The organism is Pseudomonas sp. 13B_3.2_Bac1 (assembly GCF_025466205.1).
GTDB lineage: Bacteria > Pseudomonadota > Gammaproteobacteria > Pseudomonadales > Pseudomonadaceae > Aquipseudomonas > Aquipseudomonas fluorescens_H.
In genome coordinates, this window is the sequence record NZ_JANLOG010000019.1 from 1 (window position 1) to 588 (window position 588).

The following is a 588-nucleotide window of genomic DNA, read 5'->3' on the forward strand; positions in this document are numbered from 1 at the left end:
ACGGTGATCTTGCTGCCGCGGTTCGGTTCGATGTGCTTGGCCACGAACTCGGCATCCAGCCGGATGAGCCAGTCCTGTTTTTCACTAAGAGCATTGAACTTGATCGAACCCGTCTCCCCGCCGGAGACGTCGCCTTCCCAGAACCACTGGGCCTCATCGTCTCTCACCCATGGCCTCACGAGCGGCTTGTAGATGGTCATTTCAGTGGTCCCTCCGGGCAGCTTGCCCGGCTCCAGGAAATGGTTCTCCACACCCTTGACCATCGGTGCATTCAGCTCGAATTGCGGTTCACCTACATTGAGCACCCTGGCGTGCACGGATTCCTGTCTGGTGATCTCGGCGCCTTTGTCTTTCAGCAGGTGGTACCACACCTCCAGGTTTCCGCCATTGATAGGCTCGAGGGGGTCGTCAGCCACGTTGATGGTAAAACCGTCGGGATTCGCGAGGTCCTTTTCATCCGGAAAGTAATAGCCCAAATCAGGCAGGTGGGTGCTGCCGTCGGGGCTTTTACCCAACAGGAACAGCTCGATGGCGTTGTCGATCTCGATGAGCGGATCAAACGGAATACGGATGTTGATTTCCTTATTG

1 pseudogene is annotated in these 588 nt (G+C 56.5%); it reads right to left on the reverse strand.

Annotation, left to right across the window (positions count from 1 at the left end):
- Positions 1 to 588 (reverse strand): annotated as a pseudogene (locus tag NTD85_RS03075) (hypothetical protein); the annotation flags it as partial.